At 40.0% G+C, this 16701-nt stretch carries 16 protein-coding genes; 3 read left to right on the forward strand and 13 right to left on the reverse strand.

Going from position 1 to position 16701, the window contains the following annotated elements:
• Positions 1 to 46 precede the first annotated feature (46 nt).
• Genes IEU65_RS00595 through IEU65_RS00605 form a run of 3 tightly spaced genes read left to right on the forward strand, consistent with a single transcriptional unit; the run spans position 47 to position 1756 of the window.
• The gene (locus IEU65_RS00595; RefSeq protein WP_010277570.1) at positions 47 to 469 is read left to right on the forward strand and encodes an HIT family protein; all 423 of its coding nucleotides are present in this window, start codon (positions 47 to 49) and stop codon (positions 467 to 469) included.
• Positions 470 to 498: 29 nt separating this feature from the next.
• A complete protein-coding gene (locus tag IEU65_RS00600) occupies positions 499 to 741 on the forward strand; it encodes a hypothetical protein (protein ID WP_010277574.1) in 243 nt (80 codons plus the stop codon).
• Positions 742 to 796: 55 nt separating this feature from the next.
• Complete coding sequence (locus IEU65_RS00605) at positions 797 to 1756, forward strand: peptidyl-prolyl cis-trans isomerase (protein ID WP_010277578.1); 960 nt, start codon at positions 797 to 799, stop codon at positions 1754 to 1756.
• 47 nt (positions 1757 to 1803) lie between these two features.
• Here the strand turns inward: IEU65_RS00605 and IEU65_RS00610 are convergent, their stop codons facing one another.
• The 13 genes from IEU65_RS00610 to purE form a co-directional block, all read right to left on the reverse strand.
• Complete coding sequence (locus IEU65_RS00610) at positions 1804 to 2766, reverse strand: 3'-5' exoribonuclease YhaM family protein (protein WP_010277581.1); 963 nt, start codon at positions 2764 to 2766, stop codon at positions 1804 to 1806.
• A 21-nt stretch (positions 2767 to 2787) separates the two neighbouring features.
• On the reverse strand, positions 2788 to 5163 hold the full coding sequence (locus IEU65_RS00615; RefSeq protein ID WP_010277584.1) for an ATP-binding protein: 2376 nt from the start codon (positions 5161 to 5163) through the stop codon (positions 2788 to 2790).
• Positions 5153 to 6328 (reverse strand): metallophosphoesterase family protein, encoded by a 1176-nt coding sequence (locus tag IEU65_RS00620; protein WP_010277588.1) that lies wholly within the window; start codon positions 6326 to 6328, stop codon positions 5153 to 5155. The genes IEU65_RS00615 and IEU65_RS00620 overlap by 11 nt, the downstream gene beginning before the upstream one ends.
• A 95-nt stretch (positions 6329 to 6423) precedes the next feature.
• Positions 6424 to 7950 (reverse strand): bifunctional phosphoribosylaminoimidazolecarboxamide formyltransferase/IMP cyclohydrolase, encoded by a 1527-nt coding sequence (gene purH / locus IEU65_RS00625; protein ID WP_010277590.1) that lies wholly within the window; start codon positions 7948 to 7950, stop codon positions 6424 to 6426.
• Complete coding sequence (gene purN, locus IEU65_RS00630) at positions 7947 to 8537, reverse strand: phosphoribosylglycinamide formyltransferase (RefSeq protein WP_010277594.1); 591 nt, start codon at positions 8535 to 8537, stop codon at positions 7947 to 7949. Before purN ends, purH begins: the two co-directional genes overlap by 4 nt.
• Positions 8531 to 9568 carry a phosphoribosylformylglycinamidine cyclo-ligase gene (gene purM / locus IEU65_RS00635; protein ID WP_010277596.1) on the reverse strand — a complete coding sequence of 346 codons (1038 nt, stop codon included), beginning with the start codon at positions 9566 to 9568 and terminating at the stop codon, positions 8531 to 8533. Before purM ends, purN begins: the two co-directional genes overlap by 7 nt.
• Positions 9565 to 11190, reverse strand: a complete 1626-nt coding sequence (purF, locus tag IEU65_RS00640) for an amidophosphoribosyltransferase (RefSeq protein ID WP_010277598.1) — start codon at positions 11188 to 11190, stop codon at positions 9565 to 9567. Before purF ends, purM begins: the two co-directional genes overlap by 4 nt.
• Positions 11172 to 13388 (reverse strand): phosphoribosylformylglycinamidine synthase subunit PurL, encoded by a 2217-nt coding sequence (gene purL / locus IEU65_RS00645; protein WP_010277601.1) that lies wholly within the window; start codon positions 13386 to 13388, stop codon positions 11172 to 11174. The genes purF and purL overlap by 19 nt, the downstream gene beginning before the upstream one ends.
• A gap of 3 nt (positions 13389 to 13391) precedes the next feature.
• On the reverse strand, positions 13392 to 14057 hold the full coding sequence (gene purQ / locus IEU65_RS00650; RefSeq protein ID WP_010277604.1) for a phosphoribosylformylglycinamidine synthase subunit PurQ: 666 nt from the start codon (positions 14055 to 14057) through the stop codon (positions 13392 to 13394).
• Complete coding sequence (purS, locus tag IEU65_RS00655) at positions 14054 to 14323, reverse strand: phosphoribosylformylglycinamidine synthase subunit PurS (protein ID WP_010277607.1); 270 nt, start codon at positions 14321 to 14323, stop codon at positions 14054 to 14056. Before purS ends, purQ begins: the two co-directional genes overlap by 4 nt.
• 2 nt (positions 14324 to 14325) lie before the next feature.
• Positions 14326 to 15075: a phosphoribosylaminoimidazolesuccinocarboxamide synthase gene (locus tag IEU65_RS00660; RefSeq protein WP_147651337.1), complete on the reverse strand. Its 750-nt coding sequence runs from the start codon at positions 15073 to 15075 to the stop codon at positions 14326 to 14328.
• Positions 15053 to 16168, reverse strand: coding sequence for a 5-(carboxyamino)imidazole ribonucleotide synthase (gene purK / locus IEU65_RS00665; protein ID WP_010277615.1), 1116 nt, complete (start codon positions 16166 to 16168; stop codon positions 15053 to 15055). Before purK ends, IEU65_RS00660 begins: the two co-directional genes overlap by 23 nt.
• Positions 16165 to 16650, reverse strand: a complete 486-nt coding sequence (gene purE, locus IEU65_RS00670) for a 5-(carboxyamino)imidazole ribonucleotide mutase (RefSeq protein ID WP_010277619.1) — start codon at positions 16648 to 16650, stop codon at positions 16165 to 16167. Before purE ends, purK begins: the two co-directional genes overlap by 4 nt.
• Positions 16651 to 16701 lie beyond the last annotated feature (51 nt).

Below are 16701 nucleotides of genomic sequence, written 5' to 3' on the forward strand. Positions count from 1 at the left end.
AATATTTGATATAATAAAGTCAGTAAATTGAAATGGAGCAAGATAAATGGATATTTTTGACAAAATTATAGCAGGTGAAATCCCAAGTTACAAAGTTTATGAAGATGAAGACGTTTTAGCGTTTCTTGACATCTCTCAAGTGACACCCGGTCATACATTACTTGTGCCAAAAGCTGATGTGGTTGATATTTTTGATTACACAGATGACATTGCCAAAAAAGTATTGTTGAAATTACCAGTTATCGCTGCCGCAGTAAAAGCAAGCAATCCTGACATTACTGGCATCAATATACAGTCCAATAACGGTGTTTCTGCTGGTCAAACCGTTCGCCATTCTCACTGGCACATCATTCCAAGATTTGATAATGATAACTTAAACAGCAAACTAGCACCAACAATTGACAACAGCGCAGAATTTTCACCAGAACGTTATCAAAAAATTGCGGACAGTATCGCTGCCCAATTTTAGAAATGCAGTAACTAACCATGGAGGTCAATATGAAGCTGTTTAATCAATTAAAGTCGTTAATAGCTGATCTCAAAGAGATTTCAGCTTTATTGAAACAACTCCAACAACAGCAAGCAACTTTAACTGAGCAATTGAAGCATGTTCAAAATGTTGGTGAGGAAGTTCAAATAGATATTGAAAAAATGAATTTCAAAAATCAGCCACATCTTGATCGTATCGCCAAAAGCCAACAACACATTGACCATGAGTTGTCTAAATATAGAGCGCGATAGTTCATTTTATGGTAGAATATTTAGTATTGTATTTAGAAAAGGAAAATAATCACTCATGAGAAAGTTTATTTGGGGATTGCTCGTTGTCATTTTCGTCGGCGGGCTTATCTTCCTAGGGTTTAATTCATCCAAAACGTTGGTCACAACTAACGTCGGAAAGATCACACAAAAAGAATTCTACAATGACTTTAAAAAGTCATCAGCTGGTCAGCAAGAATTCGCTAATATGGTCATCAATAAAGTGTTGGCAGCCAAATATGGCAACAAAGTTTCAAAAAGCGATGTTCAAACTGCGTATGATACTCAAAAAGCACAGTACGGCTCGTCATTTAAAACAGTTCTGGCATCAAATAATTTGACCGAAGATCAATTTAAAACAAATGTGAAAAATAATTTGATTATGAACGCCGCTATCAAAGCTAACTATAAAGTCACCCAAAAACAGTTGAAAAAAGCTTATGCTAGTTATCATCAAAGTACAACCATTTCGATGATTACCGCTAAGGATGAAGCTTCTGCTAAAGAAGCTATTGCAGCCTTAAAAAATGGTGACAAGTGGGCAACGGTCTATAAAAAATACTCAACTGATACCACATATGCTTCATCAAATGGTCAATTACCAGCATTTGATTCAACAAGTTCAACAGTGGATTCTGCCGTTCAAACCGCAGCATTCAAATTATCAAAGGTTGGCGATTATTCAACAGACCCTGTAACAGGTAGTTCTAGTGGCTACTACGTGATTCAATTAGACAAAACAACCACAAAACCTGCAATGAGCAAAGTTCGTAGTAAGTTGTCAAATAAGATTGTCAGTGACTTCATCAGTGATTCAAGTAACACGACAGAAATTCAATCCATTATTGGTAAAATTTTGCGCAAAAACGACGTCAATGTGAAAGACACTGATTTGAAGAATTCATTGAGCAGTTATCTCACGGCCGGCATCTCTTCAAGTTCTTCAAGTTCTTCAAGTTCTTCAAGTTCTTCAAGTTCTTCAAGTTCTTCAAAGTAAACATAAAAAGAGCGATTCCAATGGGATCGCTCTTTTTATGTTTACCGTCACAAAGTTGTTTGGTCACGGCTTTCGGGTTTATAGAACTTGCGATTATCTAAACCAAAAACTCTATCTGAAAAGGAACCTTCAGCCGTCTTTTCCAATACCCCAGTCATCATCTGAATACCAGCATCAAGCTCGTCTAATTGATGTAAAACTTCTGCCTCCATAACGACTGGTCTAACTGGTGATCCATATTCTAGGATACCATGGTGTGATAGTACCACATGGCGCAATAATATCAAATCCTCATCCTGCAAATCAAACTTTAATTCTTGCGCTGCCAACACAATTTGTTCATCAATCAATGTAATGTGCCCAATTAAATTACCTGACAAAGTGTATTGTGTCGCAACTGGCCCAGATAATTCAATCGTTTTCCCTAAATCATGCAACAAAGCCCCCGCAATCAGCAATTCTTGATTTAACTGAGGATATTGTTTCGAGACACTTTGAGCTAACTTTGCAATAGATAATGAGTGAAATGCCAAACCACCAGCAAATGCATGATGATTTGATTTGGCAGCTGGATAACGTAAAAATGCGTCATGATATTGTGTAAATAAGCGACGTACTAAACGATTCCATGTCGGATTAACAATCAACAGAATATAGTCATTTAAGGCATCATTCATGTCTGATTCTTTAATTGGTGCATGAACCATGAAGTCAGACGGATTTTCAGGTTCACCAGAGTCAGTTAGACGAACACTGGTAATTTGGACTTGTGGCTGATCATGATATGAACCACGCACACCCTGCAATTTTACAATTTTACCAGGAATAAGGCGAGCTATCTGATCCTCGGTAGCATCCCATAAATTTCCTGGTAAATCACCGGACCTATCAGAAAACACTAACCCAATATATGTTTTTCCATTTTTGGTCAACCGTACATCCGCACTTTTAATCAATGCAAAACTATCAACATGCTCTGAATCTTGATAATTTGCTAATAATTTAGTCATATTCTGCCCTCACAGGTTAATTTACTTCAATTCTATCACATTTTGAAAATCATCGGTTTCAACTCGAGTTGTCCAATAAATAATTTGTTGTTTATCTGACACTCGGGCTAAAATATTAAGTACAACAGCACGCCTCTCCGGGTCAAAATTGACAAAACCATCATCAATTAACATAGGAAAACTAATGACATCGGCAACGACGCGAGCCAATGCAAGACGCATCGCAACGTAAAGCTGTTCCTGAGTACCAGTAGATAATGAGATCACGTTGAATGACTCATTATTTTCAGTCGTAATAATGATTTCGTCTTTTTCAAAATTAATGTGACGGTAACGTCCTATAGTTAATTGATTAAAATAATCTGTCGCAAATTCAATCATTTTTGGAAATCTATTTTGTGAAGCAGCATGTAAAGCATTATAAATCCAACGATTTGCTAATTTTTGAGCCAAATAATCACTAAATTGATCAAGAAGCTCAGTTTTTTGGTCTGCAACAGTTTGTTGCATTATCATGAATTGATCATCACTAACTCTCTGCATCTGTTTTGCTTGAATACGCGCTAATTTTGCTAGTTCTTCAGCAAAGCGCTGTTTTAAATGTGCAAGATTAGTTTGTTCAATTTGCAATGTGTTTGACAGCGCTTGCTCATTCTTAAACGTTAAAAGCTGTTCCTGATCATAAGCGGATATTTGCTGAACGATTGCTTGATAACGGTGATTATTTGCCATTTGCTCGTGATAAGCAACAGCCAAATTTTGCAAATCCGTTAATTTTTCAACCTCATATTTCTTGAAAATTCTCTGTAAATCAAACATTTTTTGTTTTAATGAGATACTCGAGGCGTCAATCATATTGCTTAGCTGTGATTGTTGTTGCTGCCAAAGAGCCTTTTTGTTGCTTTCGAGTAAATCACGATTTTGAGTAATTTGTGACAGTTGATCCACTGACTCTTGAACCGACTGCAATAATATCTCCACATTTAAGTCGCTAGCTAAGGACTGTATTGCTTTATTAACGTGATTCATTTGTAATTCAATTTTTTGATTAATAGCTTTTAAAGATTGGTCACGTTTTAGGTACTGTTCAATGCTTGGCTGTACAGAACGTATTTGTGTCTCATTTAAAGGATAGTACTGCTTTTTAATCTCATTCGTCACATGATTGGCGTGTGCTGCATACCTGATAATAAAAATGACAATTGCTACTAAAAACAAGAGCCATAGCCAAATGGGTGTCACTATCGTATAAGTTATTACGGCCAACAAAAATGTTGCACTGATCAAACCGATCAATCGAATTTTATAGTTTGACAGATGATGGTCATCATTTATTGACAATAGTTCTGGCACTTGATTACTTGCAAACTGCGCTTGAGTCGCTTTTTGTTGTGTCAGTAATTCATCGCGTTGTTGCTGATCACTCAATAATTGGCTGACCATCATTTTTAATGTCATCAACCGTTTATTGCTGTCTTCAATTTCGATTACAAATTCTGGTTGTAATTTTAAATGATCCATCTCTTGCTCTTGACGACGAATATTGCCCACCAAAAGATCAATTTCAACTTGTAATTGCTCAGCATGTTGTAAATCTACCTCTGAGACTGAACGAACATGTTTTTTGTCAATTTGTTGCGCTTCAGTAAAAATCTGATATTGACGTTGCAATTGTGTTAAATGATTGATGGCTTCTTGCGATTTATCTATTTTTTCTTTTAAAGTGGCAACTGATTTCGTCAATTCTGAAACAGTCTGTTGATCATCTAAAAATATTTGTAACGCTTCAGATTGCTTTGACAGTTTGCTTTCACTTGATTCGTATGCACGGACCGCTTGATTAAGTGGCCGTTTCCCAGTAGATCGTTGCGCAAATAAATTTTCCGCTTGCTTATCAAAGTTTATTGCGGCCTCCAGCCATTTCGTGCTACCAACTGCGCCAAGATTTAATAATAATTTTTGTAAATCGGACGCACTAATTTGTTTAATTTGAGCCAAATCCTGCTCACTAAAATTAAAAATATCATCAAAAGATTGCTTTGTTAATGGTGATAAATTATTGTTTAGCCACTCCTCTGGATTAGTTAGCTCGTGCTGGTCTGCGAGCCGAGTTATAGTCAAAGTGCTTTGCGTTCGACCAAATCGTGCGATACAAAAATCACCATCCGCAGTCTCGACCACTAAATCGCCACCGTATCGGCTGCCATCTCGGGGGTCATAAATATTATTGGATTGTTTTTTGCTAGGAAAACCAAATAAAATCCCAACAATAAATGCACGTAAGGTTGATTTACCGGACTCATTCTGACCAACAATTATCTGAAATTGTGTATCAAAATCAAACGCAACCTGAGACCACTTGCCAAAACCACTGATATGAACTTGTTTAATTTTCATGTGAGCGTCGCCTTTCGCTAATTAATTCTGTCATTCGTTGACGCAACAACTGCTTACCAGCAGATGTCGTAAAATAATCACGCACAAAAAAAGGCACTTGATTTGGCAAATAATCATTCACTTCAAATGAAGACATCAGTTGCACAAGCGATTCTTCCCAAAACTGCTGGTCAATTGTATCACTAATTTGTGCTGATTCATAATCGTCAATCAAATTTAGACGAACAATCCACACGTTTGGTGCCATATTAGCACGCAAGCCTTCTAGGGCTAAACCACTAGCGATACGCGAGGTAAATTCCGGATGACTTTTTTGAGAAACATTGATTGTCCAAAATCCGACTTCATCATCACACAATTTTTGGGCACGCTGAATCAAATCCAATTCATCTACAACATCATTAAATGTCACTTCATGCCAAACGACAGGTGCCACGTCAACAAATGTAGGCACCAAACGACCAGTCTCATCACTAACCAAATAATACCCTTTTGACCCAGTTTCAGTGAGATTCAATCCTTGCAAATTTCCTGAATAACCAACAAAGGGCCGCTGATTCAGTGTTTGTCGCTTATGAATATGACCCAGTGCCCAGTAGTCATAGTTTTTAGATAATAAATCACCAACAGAAAACGGTGCATACGGCGAACCATCCGCACCGACAGAACCATGATACATCCCAATTTGATAATCAAATTGATGATTTTTTTGAGGAAAATCATCAATAATACGAGTAGCCTGTCGCTGTGTCTGATAACTAAAACCAGTAATAGCAACATGTTGACCGCTTTTTACTGTTAGTGATTTGGTTTCAACCTGCTGTGAGAACACAATGACATTAGCTGGCCAAGGTAAATGTTGTCGTCGATCTGCTTCAAAATCATGATTACCAAAACTCAAATAAACCGGTATTTTTGCTGCTAGCAACCGATTAAACTGTTGATTCACAATACTTTGAATATGCGCACTATTTTCCGCAGCATTGTACAAATCACCCGGAAACAAGACAAAGTCTACAGATTCAGTAATTGCACCATCAATCAACCTAATAAAAGCAGTGATAGTTGCCTCATGAACCATCTGTTTTAACGCTTCAGGTAACTGCCCTTCTAAACCAGAAAACGGATTACCTAAATGTACATCCCCTGCATGAATAAATTTCATTGTAACTCCTAAGCGAATATTTGTTCGTATGATTAGTATACCGAAATTTCAAAATGACTTCAATAAAAAAACGCTCGTCTGAGCGCTTTTGATTTTTAATGTTTGAAATGTCGTGTTCCACTAAAGACTAAGGCAATGCCTAACTCATTGGCTTTGTCGATTGAATCTTGATCTTTGATCGATCCCCCTGGTTCAACAATTGCTTTAATCCCATGTTCAGCAGCATATTGCACCGAATCATTCATCGGGAAAAAGGCATCGGATGCTAATACGGCATCGCTAAGATCTGACTTGTTAGCAGCCTTTTGAATTGAATAAACGACAGAATCAATACGATTTGGCTGTCCTGCGCCAACACCCAAAGTTTGACCATCTCTGGCAACAACTATTGCGTTAGACTTGACATGCTTAACAACTTTTTGCGCAAAAATCATTGCCTTTAACTGCTCCTCTGTCGGTACAACTTGTGATACTACCTTGAACGAATCCGCTGACTCTTCCACCAAATCGCGTTCTTGAACGACTGCACCACCAAGTACAGAGGTAACTTCAAGCGCTTGCGGAATTGCAGTAGTAAATGGCAACGTCAGCAAACGTAAGTTTTTCTTAGCAGACAAAATTTCAAAAGCCTCTGGTGTAAAGCTTGGCGCAATGATAATTTCCAAAAATATCTTGTGCATTTTTTCAGCAGTTGCGGCATTAACTTCTCGATTTAATGCAACGATTCCACCAAAAATTGAAATATCGTCGGCAGCAAAAGCCTTATCCCATGCTACTTCAACTGTTTCACCCTGACCAATGCCTGCTGGATTCATATGTTTAACTGTCACCACAGTTGTTTCATCAAACTCTGCAATAATGCGCAATGCAGCGTCCGCATCACGAATGTTGTTATATGACAATTGCTTCCCATGCAATATTTCCGCATTGAGCACTGAATATGCCTCAGGCAAGGCAGTCCGATAGGCTGCGGCAGATTGATGGGGATTTTCACCGTAACGCATATCATCAAATTTTTCAAATGGTAGTGTCAGGTTTACAGGAAATTCTGTTTCTGTCAAATAATCAGCAATTAAAGCATCGTATGACGCCGTATGTTGAAATACCTTGGCAGCTAAGTTGCGACGGAAGGTTTTGTCAACCGAGCCGGACTTTAATTTATCAATAACAACATCGTAATCTGCTGGATCAACAATTGGCAACACAGCGGCAAAATTTTTTGCAGCTGAACGTAGCATCGATGGTCCACCAATATCAATGTTTTCAATAGCTTCTGCTTCTGTGACGCCATCTTTTTGAATTGTTGATTTGAATGGATATAAATTCACAACCACAATGTCAATTGGCGTAATATCGTATTCTGCCAATTTAGCCATATGTTCTGGCAAATCACGACGTGCTAGTAAACCAGCGTGTACACGTGGATGCAACGTCTTGACACGTCCATCTAACATCTCCGGAAACTCTGTGACTTCGTCAATTGCCAATACTTCCAAGCCAGCTTCCGCCAACACTTTATGTGTCCCACCCGTTGACACTAACTCATAACCTAATTCTACTAAACTTTTAGCAAATGGTACCAAACCATTTTTATCAGAAACACTTAATAATGCACGGGTCATTTTAAAAATACTCCTTCTTTTAATAACTTTTCTAGTGTGTTCGGGTATAAAACGTGCTCCACATGATGGATACGCGTTTCCAATTGTTCAAGTGTATCGTCTTTTTTAATTGGCACCGCTTCTTGCGCAATAATTTCGCCAGTATCAATGCCATTGTCAACAAAATGCACTGTGACACCAGTTTTATTGACACCTGCTTCAAACGCGTCCAAAATACTGTGCCGTCCGGGAAAACTAGGCAGCATCGCTGGGTGCAAATTGATGATTTTACCCAAATAACGATTGATTAATAATGGTGTCAAAATGCGCATGTAACCTGCCAGTAAAATACCATCAACTCGATCTGATTCCAACTGCGCAATAATCGCTTGTTCAGCAGCTGTTTTGTCAAGATAGCGACTGTAAATAATTGTCGTTGCTGGCACGCCAAATACTTTTGCTAAGTTGAGCACACCAGCTTTGGAATGATCCACCACTAATCTGACAATTTCAGCATTCAGATTTCGTTGTATAATGGCATCATTTAATGCTTGAAAGTTTGTGCCAGTACCAGAGGCAAACACTGCTAATCGTACTTTTTTTACCATGGTGCCACTCCTGTGAACACCACAGCTTCTTTTTGACGGTCAGTGATTTTACCTAATAGATAAGCAGGTTGTTCATTTTCAGTCAACATCGTCATGGCATCCGCTAATTGACTAGGCTTGACTACCAATACTAACCCTAAGCCGTTGTTAAAGGTCAATAGCATATCGGATAGAGAAACATTGCCACGTTTTTGTAAATCATCAAAAATTGGCAGTATGGGCCACGATCCCCAACTAATTTCAGCTGATAGATGTTTTGGTAAGGCGCGGGGCAAATTTTCAACTAACCCACCACCTGTGATATGCGCCATTGATTGTACAAGACCTGCTTGAACTAACGGCCATACCGATTTGGCATATAATGCTGTTGGCGTCAGCAAAGTCGTTTGCAATTGCTCATCAAGCTGTTGAAAGGCTGATTCATTATCAATATGATAAATGTGGCGAACTAATGAGTAGCCATTTGAATGAATGCCTGACGATGGCAAACCGATTAAAACATCATCTACATCAACATTTTCTGATTTCAATAACTGATCCCGCTCTGCTATACCAACAGCAAATGAAGCTAGATCGTAGTGATTTTTAGCATACAATCCGGGCAATTCAGCACTTTCGCCACCAATAAGAGCCATACCAGATTCTTTGGCTGCATGTGCTATGCCTTGTACGATTTCAGCGACCACTTCCGGTCGCATTTTATCAACTGCTAAATAGTCCAACATGAATGCCGGTTTGGCCCCTTGAGCTAAAATATCGTTAGCCACCATACCAACTAAATCTTGTCCAATGGTGTCGTGCTTATTCGCTGCAATCGCCAACAATAACTTTGTTCCGACACCATCTGCGCCGGAAATGAGTACTGGATCTTTGTAGTTTGTCCCAAGTGCATAAGCTGCACCAAAACCGCCAATACCACCCAAAACATTATCGTTATATGTTTTAGCGACTTCATCTTGCATTAAATTAACAGCTTCTTCACCAGCTTTGATATCAACGCCAGCCTTCTGATAGGCATTTTCGTTGGTCATCTTTCTCCTCCCATAATTGGTTGTGCGTCAAGATGAACAGTTCCATCTGCCAAAATATCTTGATTACGCAAAGATCTGACTTGATGTGGATGATAAGTTGAGGTTGGCTCTGGTGCAAAATCAACCTCATGGCGTGCCTCAAAAGCCGCTAATCCAGCTTGATAGTCATATATTGGGCTAGGATAATGTCCATCAAAATACGCTGTGGTCAACCCTGTCCCCTCACCATAGTATGGCAAGTTAATCGCTGATACCAACCCATCTACCGACAAAAATCCTAAAGAATCGGCTTCTATCATCTTGGTCATTTCAGCCAATGAATGGTTCGCGCCCATTAATTCTTTAGTGGTTTGCATATCAATACCATAAAAAGAGGGGAATTTGAAAGTTGGGCTCGCAATGCGCACATGAACCGACTTAGCGCCTGCCTCTTTAAGCATGCGAACGATGAACATTGATGTCGTGCCACGAACGATTGAATCATCAACCAAAACAACATTTTGTCCGCGAACAACATCACGAACCGCACTTAATTTCATACGTACCGCGCGCTCACGTTTATCTTGTGTTGGCTCAATAAATGTTCGAGCAATATATTGATTTTTTACCAAACCCATTTCGTTTGGTAGGCCAGTAGCTTCTGCAAAACCAGCTGCCGCGCTCAAACTTGAGTTGGGAACACCGACCACAATGTCGGCATCCTTCACAGGCTGTTCAGCTGCCAAAGCTGCTCCCATACGCTTGCGGGCTTGATGAACATTGACACCATATATTGATGAATCAGGTCGAGCAAAATAAATATATTCCATCGCATCGATATTTAACGTCGTCTTATCAGTATAATGGTCAATCGTGAGTCCGCTATCATCAATAATCAGCAGTTCGCCAGGTTGTACATCTCGCAAAAATTTAGCGCCAACAACGTCTAATGCTGCAGTTTCAGAAGTCACAATGTATTGGCCATCCGGCATTTGACCAACCACAAAAGGTCGAAAAGCATGGGGGTCAAGCGCCGCGTATAATCCGTGCGGGGTTAGCAGCAAATAGGCAAATCCCCCGCGGAGAACATTGAGTGAAGCTTTAAGTTTGTCAACAAATGTTGACGCTTTGGAACGACGAATCAAATGCAATAAAATTTCTGAATCAGCCGATGACTGAAAAATAGCACCTTCCTCTTCGAGCTTTTCGCGCAATGTCAAGGCATTAGTCAAGTTACCATTGTGTGCAAGTGAAATTTGCATATCATGAAAATTGACCATGAGTGGTTGTATATTTTCTATACCGTGAGAACCGGCAGTCGCATAACGAACGTGTCCAATTGCACTGTTTCCTTGTAGGGCATCTATTCTACTTGGATCTCGAAAGACGTCACTTAATAAGCCAAGTCCTCTTTCCTGCCACAAATGGCCCTCTCGATTAGAGACAATTCCTGCCCCCTCTTGCCCACGATGTTGCAATGCATGTAAACCATAATACGTGAGTTGTGCAGCATCACTACGCCCCCAAACACCAAAAATACCACACTCTTCATTGAGGCTTCGAACATTGACGCGCGATTGCTCAGCGACTGGCGTCTTATTGGCCTGTGTATTAATACCTGTCATTATCCTTTTAATCGCCATGAAATGCTCTCCTGATAGATGGTTTGGGTCTCTTGTCGTGATAACTGCAATAATTGGTCACTTGATTGAATCGTCATTTGATCCTCAGCAGATACCTCACCAATTTTTTTAGCTGAATCACCGGCAAGTGCTTCAAAAGCTTCGCGATTTTGAGGCGCTACGGATACAATGAAACGACTTGGGGTTTCAGCAAATAAAAACTCTGCAGTCATGTCAATAACAACATTGAAACTGAATTGACCCGCAAAAGCGCTCTCCAACAAACCGACAATTAAGCCGCCTTCTGACAAATCGTGCACGCTAGCTAATAAAGACTGATCCGTTGCTGCTAATATCAGCTTCTGATTGGTAATTTCATCATGATCATTAAGGTCAAAAAGTTGCCCATCAATATCACCAGCTTGCATTTTTTGAATTTCAGTACCGTTGAAACTGGCGTTCGTTTCTCCGATGATATAAATGCTGTCGCCGACATTTTGAAATCCAATCCGTGTCGCTTTTGACACATCAGTTAGCAGACCAACCATACCAATCATTGGTGTCGGATAGATGGCTTGACCATCCGTTTCATTATAAAGTGATACGTTACCAGAAATAATTGGTGTATTGAGTTGTTTTGCAAGGTCATTAATGCCGTCAACTGCTTGAGATAATTCGTAATATACTTCCGGATTATCCGGTGAACCAAAATTCAATCCGTCTGTGATGCCAATTGGCGTTGCCCCAGTAGCAACGATATTACGAGCTGCCTCGGCCACAGCCATTTTGGCGCCTACTTTAGGATTTAAGTACAAATATCGTGCATTCACATCAGTCGTCATTGCTAATGCCTTCTTAGTCCCACGAATTCTAACTAAAGCCGCATCACCACCAGGTTTAATGACCGTATCAGCACGAACTTGGGAATCAAAATGACGGAACAAATTACTCTTTGAAGCAATCGTCGGTTGACCGACTAAATCAAGGACTGTTTGCTTTAAATCAGTTACATCTGGTACGAATTGATCTGCTTTCAAAATAGCCAAACGTTTAGGCGCCACCATTGGCAAATCTTGTTTAGGGGCATGCGTCAAAAAGTCAACGGGCACATCAGCCACTACTTGATCATTGAATCGCAAACGATAGCGTCCATCATCAGTCACATGTCCGATAATAACGGCATCCAAGTTGGCTTTTTTGAACAAATCCAATATAACTTGCTCTTCCCCTTTTTTAACAACAAATAACATGCGTTCTTGGGATTCAGACAACATCAGTTCATATGGTGTCATCGCTGTTTCACGCTGTGGCACTTGATTTAAGTCTAAATCAATTCCCATACCAGCTTTTGAGGCCATTTCTGAACTCGAAGATAACAACCCAGCGGCACCCATATCCTGTATACCAACAATAATATCTGAATGGTCGCGAACCGCTTGCAAAGTGGCGTCCATCACTAACTTTTCTAGGAATGGATCGCCAACCTGAACAGCAGAACGATCAGACTCATGTTCGGTTGAAAATTCGGCCGATGCAAATGATGCCCCGTTGATACCGTCACGTCCTGTTTTGGCACCTACGTAAATAATTGAATTGCCAACACCCTTTGCTTGACCGACTTGCATACCTTTTTGATCCATCAGTCCAACGGCCATGACATTAACCAATGGATTCCCGGCATAAACAGGATCAAAACCAATTTCACCACCAACTGTGGGAATCCCAATCGCATTACCGTAACCAGCAATACCAGCAATCACGCCATCAACAATGTGGCGAGTATGAGCGTTATCAAGTTCGCCAAAACGTAGCGAATCTAGTACTGCAATAGGCTGCGCACCCATTGAAAAAATATCGCGTAGAATACCACCAACACCAGTTGCCGCGCCTTCATAAGGCTCAACAAATGATGGATGATTATGACTCTCGGCCTTGAATACTACTGCTTGATTATCACCGATATCCAATATGCCGGCGCCTTCACCCGGTCCCTGCAAAACACGTTCATTTGTTGACCAAAAATGTCGTAAAATTGGCTTGGATTTTTTGTAAGAAACATGTTCTGACCACATGCCAGAGAAAATGCCTGTTTCAGTGTAATTGGGTAAGCGATCAAGCGTGTCAACAATAAGTTGATACTCTGCATCAGTCAAACCCCATTGCTGATAAATTTTACTATCACGGACCATTTCGGGTGTTATTTCATTATCACTATGCATGTCCTAATCTCCCGCTATTATCTCTGACAAAATGCTTTTGAAAAATGGTTGTCCATCAACATTGCCTGTTACTGGGTCTACTGCGCGTTCTGGATGTGGCATCATGCCAAAGACATTGCCCCGTTCATTCATAATGCCAGCGATGTCATGTGCCGAACCATTAGGATTTTGAGCATAACGGAAAACAATTTGATGATTATCTTCCAGTTGTGCTAATGTTGCGTCATCAGCATAATAATTACCTTCACCGTGAGCAATTGGAATCATAATTGATTCTGTTTCATAGGCATTTGTGAACGCCGTATTTGGATTTTCAATCAACAGCTCAACATCTTCACAAATAAAACCTGGTACCTTGTTGACTTGCAGTTGACCAGGCAACAAACCAGCTTCAGTCAAAATTTGGAACCCGTTGCAGACACCCACCACTAACTTACCATCGTTAGCAGCCTGAATAACGGCCGCCATTATTGGCGAAAACTTTGCAATAGCGCCAGTTCTCAAATAGTCACCATAGGCAAATCCACCTGGTAAAAAGACGGCATCAAAGCCATTAAGGTCGTTATTGTCAGCTGAGATAATTTCGGCATCAATACCAAAATCTTGCAAAGCATATAACATATCAAAATCGCAATTTGATCCTGGAAATCTAATCACTGCTGCTCTCATAGGATTGCCTCATCTTCATTGACGATAGATAAATCAAAGCGGTAAGTCTCTGTATTTTGATTAATCAAAAGTGAATCGGTAAAACTTTTCACTTCAGCATTGGCTGCTTCAACATCACGTGCATCTAATTTCACTTCGAAGTACTTACCTTGTGATACTTGTGAAATACCAGTGTAATCCAGTCGAGTCAGAGCTGATTTGATAACTTCCCCTTGTGGATCAAGAATAGATGGCTTATAGGTAACATAAATTTTGGCTAAGTACATATTTATTTCTCCAATTTTTCTAAACGCTTCAACACTTCGCGATAACCAACAGTCAAATCACCTTTGTTTTGTCGGAATATATCTTTATCAAGAGATTGACCACTGGTTTTGTCAACCAATCGCATATTATCTGGTGACAGTTCATCGGCGAGAATCATATCACCGTCAGTTCGTCGACCAAATTCAAGTTTGAAATCAATTAACTCAATGTTAATTTCCGCAAATCGACGTCTCAATATGTCGTTGATTTTAGCGCTCTTCAAGCGAAGCGACTTAATTTCTTCCGCCGTTGCGTAGTGCAAAGCAATGAGTTGTGAATCATTGATAAATGGATCATCCAAAGCATCTGATTTAAAGTAAAATTCTTGGACAATTGGTGTCAACTCAGTCATACTCGCGACACCAAATCGACTGACGAAATGACCTGAAGCAAAATTTCTCACCACGACTTCAACGGGAATGATATCTAATTTTTCAACCAATTCATCCGTTTCTGAGATGTGCTTTAAATAATGCGTTGCAATGCCATGTTGTTGGAGGTGCTTGAATAAGAGATAGGAAATTTCACTATTAAGGCGCCCTTTATCAGAAATATTTTCATGTACTTTACCATTTAAAGCAGTTGCTTGATTTGTATCATGTAGCCACAAAATGTCTGCTTGATTTGTCCAATAAACAGATTTAGCTTTTCCTTGATACTTCAAATCACCACGTGTTATCGTTTGATTGTTATAGTCTGTTACGTTGTTCATGTTGTTTACCCCATGCGATTAATGCTTGCCCGTTTTCATCACCTAGCACCGTAATGTGTCCCATTTTACGATCTGCTTTGATCGTTGCCTTGCCGTAATCATGAAAATGCCATTCTGGATGATTTTTAAAATCGGCCTTTGCCTGCGTCAATTCATCACCTAATAAATTCAACATTGTTGCTGACTGCGTTAACGTAATCTCTGGCAGTGGCAATCCTACAACGCTTCGAATATGACCTTCGAATTGCGAAACATTAGCTGCTTCAATGGTAAAATGTCCTGAATTATGAGGACGCGGGGCCAACTCATTTACCCAAACTTCCTCATCGTTGACAAATAATTCAATACCCAAAATACCTCGCAAATTAATTTTTTCAGCAATTTTATGAGCAATTTCAATAATTTTTTTGCTGAGTGTACTAGAAATTTTAGCAGGAACAGTTGTGTACTTCAGAATATGATTGTGATGGACATTTTCAGCGATTGGCCATGTCGTAATGTGCCCATCACTGGAACGGGCAACCATGATACTGACTTCTTGTTTAAAATTGACAAGTGTTTCTAAGATTAGTCGACCACCAGGAAAATTATCAACTAATTGTGATGCTTCAAATGGTGTATTAAGTTGCCATTGACCATGCCCATCATAACCACCACTAACCGTTTTTAAAATTGAAGGCGTTGTTCCCGTTTTCAACTGTTCAGCCGACTCAATGATTTGAAATGAGGCGACTGGTACACCTGCTTCATCTCGAATAAACGTTTTTTCTGCTATACGGTCACTGGTAATTCTTAACAAATCTACCCCTTGTGGCAAAATTTTTGAGGCATACTTTTTCAAAACATCGCGATCAACGTTTTCAAATTCATAAGTTAGCACGTCACTGCGACTAGCTAGATTTTTGAGGGCACTAACATCGTCATAGCTTGCGATAATTTGATCATCTGCTACCTGACCAGCTGGCGATTGAGGTGTTGGATCGAGCACTATGACCGTATAGCCCATTGGTTTAGCAGCTAACGCCATCATACGCCCAAGTTGCCCACCACCAATGATACCAATGGTTGCTGGCGGTAAAATAATGTGCGTCATCTTAGCTCCTTTTCACTATCAATCGATTGTTGCGTTTGCGCTTGCCTAAAGTTAACCAAATTGGTCAATACTTCTTTATCTGATAATGCGATTATTTGAGCAGCCAAAATCGCGGCATTTTTCGCGCCAGCATTGCCAATTGCCACTGTTGCCACGGGAACACCTGCCGGCATTTGAACAATTGACAGCAATGAATCAAGACCGTTCAAAGCGTGTGATTTCATAGGAACACCAATAACAGGTAAGGTCGTGTTAGCAGCTAGCATCCCTGGTAAATGTGCAGCCCCGCCCGCACCAGCAATAATAACTTGAAAGTGGTTATTGCGCGCTTCCTCAGCAAAATTTTGTAGATGTACGGGCATACGGTGGGCCGAAATCACGTGTTTTTCGTAACTAATACCTAACTCTTTTAAAAGCATGACTGTTTGCTTCATGCTTTCCCAATCACTGGTTGACCCCATCACAACAGCTACTTGTGTCATTTTTTCTCCATTTCTTTTAGTTCCGCATCACTGATCATTCGTTTATGATAC

It is taken from the genome of Leuconostoc pseudomesenteroides KCTC 3652 (genome assembly GCF_014634745.1).
Classification (GTDB): domain Bacteria; phylum Bacillota; class Bacilli; order Lactobacillales; family Lactobacillaceae; genus Leuconostoc; species Leuconostoc pseudomesenteroides.